Source organism: Pseudomonas sp. P5_B2, assembly GCF_056400445.1.
The window spans coordinates 1-5,441 of record NZ_JBFULH010000282.1; the positions used below are offsets into that span (position 1 = coordinate 1).

At 54.2% G+C, this 5,441-nt stretch carries 5 protein-coding genes; 2 read left to right on the forward strand and 3 right to left on the reverse strand.

Features of this window, described 5'->3' with window-relative positions; genetic code table 11:
• Together AC1DRJ_RS18340 and AC1DRJ_RS18345 are read right to left on the reverse strand one after the other, a co-directional pair.
• The coding region (locus tag AC1DRJ_RS18340; protein WP_477803406.1) for a hypothetical protein at positions 1-216 on the reverse strand (216 nt) is incomplete at its 3' end.
• Between the two features lie 128 nt (positions 217-344).
• Complete coding sequence (locus AC1DRJ_RS18345) at positions 345-1,802, reverse strand: alanine/glycine:cation symporter family protein (protein WP_477803407.1); 1,458 nt, start codon at positions 1,800-1,802, stop codon at positions 345-347.
• A gap of 178 nt (positions 1,803-1,980) precedes the next feature.
• Here AC1DRJ_RS18345 and AC1DRJ_RS18350 point away from each other — a divergent pair, with 178 nt between their 5' ends.
• Positions 1,981-2,790: a helix-turn-helix domain-containing protein gene (locus tag AC1DRJ_RS18350; RefSeq protein ID WP_477803408.1), complete on the forward strand. Its 810-nt coding sequence runs from the start codon at positions 1,981-1,983 to the stop codon at positions 2,788-2,790.
• Positions 2,791-2,851: 61 nt separating this feature from the next.
• Here AC1DRJ_RS18350 and AC1DRJ_RS18355 read toward each other — a convergent pair whose 3' ends face one another.
• A complete protein-coding gene (locus AC1DRJ_RS18355; RefSeq protein WP_477803409.1) occupies positions 2,852-3,763 on the reverse strand; it encodes a LysR family transcriptional regulator in 912 nt (303 codons plus the stop codon).
• 174 nt (positions 3,764-3,937) lie between these two features.
• Between AC1DRJ_RS18355 and amaB the strand changes: the two genes are divergently transcribed.
• Positions 3,938-5,428 (forward strand): L-piperidine-6-carboxylate dehydrogenase, encoded by a 1,491-nt coding sequence (gene amaB / locus AC1DRJ_RS18360; protein ID WP_477803410.1) that lies wholly within the window; start codon positions 3,938-3,940, stop codon positions 5,426-5,428.
• Positions 5,429-5,441 lie beyond the last annotated feature (13 nt).

Here is a 5,441-nt window from a genome sequence, read left to right on the forward strand (position 1 = left end):
GTCCTGTAGCAACAAATAGGCAGGAAGTATCAGGCGGAAAAAGTCAGCATCATTAGTATGCTTAACAGTTACGGAAGTTAGCGCTTCTAAAAGGCTGGTGGCGGCACGTATTCTGTAGCAGGCATCTTCAAATAACAGATGCGGTGCAGCATGTGTGTCTATATAGAAAGTTGGGTTGTTTGATGCGCTGGCTTTAAGAGGTTGATAGCGATTCACAGACGAACTCCTTTAACGCGCTTGTGTGTTGAGGGCGCGGGTAATTTTTATTAATGATGATGGTGCGAATGCGTTGCTTAAGGGCTGAACCATCGCAGGTGTGCAATGGTTCAGAGTTCATTCGGAATTTACGCGACCTGTGCTTTAGCTATGGGACGATCCGCACATGCAGGATTCATTGGTGGAAGAGGAGCTGTCAGCGCAGGCCAAGCCCTCAAATCGAGATCCAGATCGCTGAACTTGCTTGAGTCAAAAATGGGCGTTTTGTTGCCATCACGACGTTGTTCATCGTAATCGCCCAGAATTCGCATGCAGACTTTGAATAGCAATGTCATCGCTATCAGGTTGACCAGGGCCAGCAGTGTCATGGTGATGTCGGCAAACGCAAGCACCGTTGAGAGGTCTTCGACCGAACCCCAAAAGACCAGCATCAATACTAATGCGCGGTACGCAATTAATGATTTACGAGGGCTGGCAATGATAAACCGTAAGCTGTTTTCTCCCAGGTAGTAGTTGTAAAGCATTGCCGTGAACACAAACAGTGCAAGTACCACGCTGATAAACATCCGGCCCCAATCACCTACCACCGCAGCCAGCGAATTTTGTGCCAGCGCAATGCCATCGCCTTCGAAACCGGGTGCATAAAAACCGGAAAGCAAAATGATCAGCGCAGTACAGGTGCAAATAACGATGGTATCGATGAAGACGCTGAACGCCTGCACCACGCCTTGTGCCACCGGATGGGAGATCTTCGCCGTGGATGCGACATTAGGCGCACTGCCCAGGCCTGCTTCATTGGAGAACACACCGCGCCTGACCCCCATGATGATTGCAGTGCCGATGAGCCCGCCAAACGCCTGATCCAGCCCGAAAGCGCTTTTCACAATACTGATCAGCACGCCGGGGACCTGGTCAAATTGCAACACAATGACGTAAAGCGTCACGCCGATGTAAGAGATAACTTTAAGGGGAACCAATAGATCGGCTACAGCCGCGATTCGCTTTATACCGCCCACGAACACTATGACCAGCAACAACGACAGTGTGAATCCGGACCACATCGTCGATAAACCAAAGGCATTGTTGAGAGAGTGCGATACGGCATGAGACTCAAGGCCATTGATGGCAAACCCGAAGGTCACCAGCAGTAGGAGCGCAACAATCGTACCGAGCCAGCGTTTGCCAAGACCGTGCTGGATGTACCAGGATGGGCCCCCTCGATATTGACCGTTTGCATCGCAGCGTTTGTAGAGTTGACCCAGTGAGCATTCGAAAAAGCTGCTCGACATCCCCAGCAGGGCGGTCATCCACATCCAGAACACTGCGCCGGGGCCGCCCATGCTCAAGGCAATACCGACGCCCACAATATTGCCCGTTCCCACCCGTCCGGCCAGGCTAAGCGTCAATGCCTGTAATGAGCTCAAGTGGTTGTTGCCGGTGTGCGAACTTCCACGTAACACAGAAATCATGTGTACGAAGTAGCGAAGCTGTACAAATCGTGAACGGATGGTGAAGTAGGTTCCCAGTCCAAGAACCAAAGGTATCAAAACCTTTCCAGAGAGAAAGTCGTTGATGACGTCAAGCATTCAAAGCTCCTTGCTGTTTTTGAGAGTGCTGGCGAATCGATGGTGTACAAAATCCTGAAATTTTTCAGGTCCCGTAATATCAGGTCATCTATCAATTTTCGCAATTTCGCAAGTTGCTTAAATGTGATGCGAGTAGCTGCTATGGTTGCGCCTTCTGACGCTGTTTTGATGGACTAATATGCGTGATTTTCTACCTGCTAACTTAAAGCTACTGTGTAGTCACTACCGATCTGTCGCTGAAGTATGTAGGAAACTTCGGATTAATCGCGGGCAATTTAATAAATACCTGAGCGGAAATAGTATTCCCACGGCTTTTAACCTAAAGCGGATTTGTGATTTTTTTGGAGTGGAGGAGTTCGAAATTGGGTTGCCGACAGATCAATTCGTCAGTCTTATTGGTGGCAAGACAAAGCTGGTAAGCCATTTGCGCGAGGTCTCGGCGCCGGAACGGATACTTGAACATCTTCGGCAACAGACCTCCTTGCAACTAAAATCCTATACCGGGTACTACTATGAGTATTACCACGCGATGACAGAGCCCGGTTCTATTATTTGCGCTTTGGTGCATGTATATGAAGAAGACCAGCACTTCATGTATGAGCGAAATGAACGTTTACAAATAGCCGGCGTGGACGAGGAATATGAGCAGTATCGGTATGTGGGGGTTGCCTACTATTTACAGGATCGATTGTTTCTCATCGATTATGAGTCGCTGACGTCCAACGAAATCAGCCAAACCATTCTTATTCCTAGCTTCAAAAGCTGCATTACTCGACTCAACGGCTTGAAAATGGGCGTTTCCGCTGCAGACCATCGCACTCCCGCGTGTTCGCGTGTTGTTTGGGAGTATCTCGGTCAGGAGGTCAATCGAATCGATGCGTTTCGAAAGGTACGGCTATACAGCATGGATGATCCCGTCATTGACGATGATCTGCGCGGACGTCTTGCGCAAACCAGCGTTATTGACGGGCTCTTTGTTATATCGTGAGGCTGACACTGATCTTGGAAATCGGTGCCCCATGGCTATAAGGCTTACTCCCTCCCAAGGCTCAATATTGCGATCCATCCGGACTATCAATCTGCTCCAGCATCCACTTCACAAAATCGCGCACTTTGGGCACTTCCGCCGAATGCTCGGGATATGCCAGGAAATACGCATCCGTGCTGGGCATCGCGTGCTTCCACGGTATGACCAGTTTGCCGTCAGCCAATTCCTCTTCCACCAGAAACCTTGGTAACAGCGCCACGCCGCAGCCGACCTGAGCGGCGCGGATGCACATGTAGAAGGTTTCAAAGCGCGGGCCGTGGTAGCTGTGCTCGGTGTGGTAGCCCTGACTGTCGAACCAGTCGTGCCAGGCCTGGGGCCGGGAGGCGTTTTGCAGCAGGACAAGGTCGGTGAGTTGCGTCGGGTCGGTGAACGGCGTATCAGGCAGGCTGCCTGGGGCGCAAACCGGCACCAGTTCTTCACCAAACAGCTTCAGGCATTCGGTGCCGGGCCGTGAGCCCTGGCCGAAGTAGAACGCCAGATCGCTGCGACCTTGCAGCAAATCGTCGGCTTCCTGCTCGCTGCACAGGTCCAGGTGAATCGACGGATGGCGCAGGCGCCAGCCTTTCAGACGAGGCACCAGCCAACGCGCACCGAAAGTCGGCGGGGTCGAAACGCGCAAGACTTCGGTTTCACCACCGTAGGAGCGCAGGTAATGGGTAGACATCTCCACCTGAGTGAGGATTTTTCGTACTTCTACCAGATACAAATCACCGGCCGGGGTCATTTGCAGGCGTCGGCGCACGCGGCGGAACAACAAGTGCTGCAACAATTCTTCGAGTTGCGCGACTTGTTTACTGACGGCGCTCTGGGTCAGGTTCAGCTCTTCGGCGGCCCGGGTGAAGCTCAAATGCCGGGTTACGGCCTCGAAACACTGCAGGGCTGTGATCGACGGCAGGTAGCGTTTATTCAGCATTGTTTGTCCTTTTTCTTGTTTCTTTCTTACCAGCAATTCGCAGCATGAATAAACGGAATGATATCTCTCTTAATCGTCGTTTGTTGGGTAACCTCCGGGGAGCTAAAACTACAGGTCTGATCAGCCGTGATGATTCCGGCTGCACCCTTTGTTTTTTTGCTCGAGGAGTAACCCATGGTTGCCGCATTGCTTGATCGTCTTGGTGTGAACCCGGCCCTGTACCAGAACGGCAAAGTGCCGGTGCATTCGCCAATCGATGGCAGCCAGATCGCCGCCGTAAACTGGGAAGGTGCTGCTGAAGTCGAGCAGCACATCAGTCGTGCCGATCATGCGTTCGAGCTGTGGCGCAAGGTTCCGGCGCCGCGTCGTGGCGAACTGGTACGCCAACTGGGCGACATCCTGCGTGAATACAAGGCTGACCTCGGCGAGCTGGTGTCCTGGGAAGCCGGCAAGATCACCCAGGAAGGCCTGGGTGAAGTTCAGGAAATGATCGACATCTGCGATTTCGCGGTCGGCCTGTCCCGTCAGTTGTACGGCTTGACCATCGCGTCCGAGCGTCCTGGCCACCACATGCGCGAAACCTGGCACCCGTTGGGCGTCGTCGGCGTCATTAGTGCGTTCAACTTCCCGGTCGCAGTCTGGGCCTGGAACACCGCGCTGGCGCTGGTGTGCGGTAACCCGGTGATCTGGAAGCCGTCTGAGAAAACTCCATTGACCGCGCTGGCCTGCCAGGCGCTGTTCGACCGCGTCCTGAAAAACTTCAGCGATGCACCGCCACACCTGAGCCAAGTGATCATCGGCGGCCGCGATGCCGGCGAAGCACTGGTCGATGACCCGCGTGTCGCGCTGATCAGCGCCACCGGCAGCACCCGTATGGGTCGCGAAGTGGCGCCGAAAATTGCCGCGCGATTCGCCCGTAGCATTCTGGAACTGGGTGGCAACAACGCCATGATCCTCGGCCCAAGCGCCGACCTGGACATGGCCGTTCGCGCCATCCTGTTCAGCGCCGTCGGCACCGCCGGTCAACGTTGCACCACGCTGCGTCGCCTGATCGCGCACGAATCGGTGAAGGAAGAGATCGTCACCCGCCTGAAAGCCGCCTATTCCAAAGTGCGCATCGGCCATCCGCTGGAAGGCAATCTGATCGGCCCGCTGATCGATAAACACAGCTTCGAAAACATGCAGGACGCGCTGGAGCAGGCCTTGAGCGAAGGCGGCCGAGTGTTCGGCGGCAAGCGCCAACTGGAAGACAAATTCCCTAATGCTTACTACGTCGCGCCGGCCATTGTTGAAATGCCGGAGCAGAGCGACGTGGTGTGCCACGAAACCTTCGCCCCGATTCTGTACGTGATCGGTTACAAGGATTTCGACGAAGCCCTGCGCTTGAACAATGCCGTGCCACAAGGCCTGTCGTCCTGCATCTTCACCACCGATGTGCGTGAAGCCGAGCAATTCATGTCGGCGGTCGGCAGCGACTGCGGCATCGCCAATGTCAACATCGGCCCGAGCGGCGCAGAAATCGGTGGCGCATTTGGTGGTGAAAAAGAAACCGGCGGTGGTCGTGAATCGGGCTCCGATGCATGGCGCGGGTACATGCGCCGTCAGACCAACACCGTGAACTACTCGCTGGAGTTGCCGTTGGCTCAGGGTATTACCTTCGACTGATGGACCGTAGTGC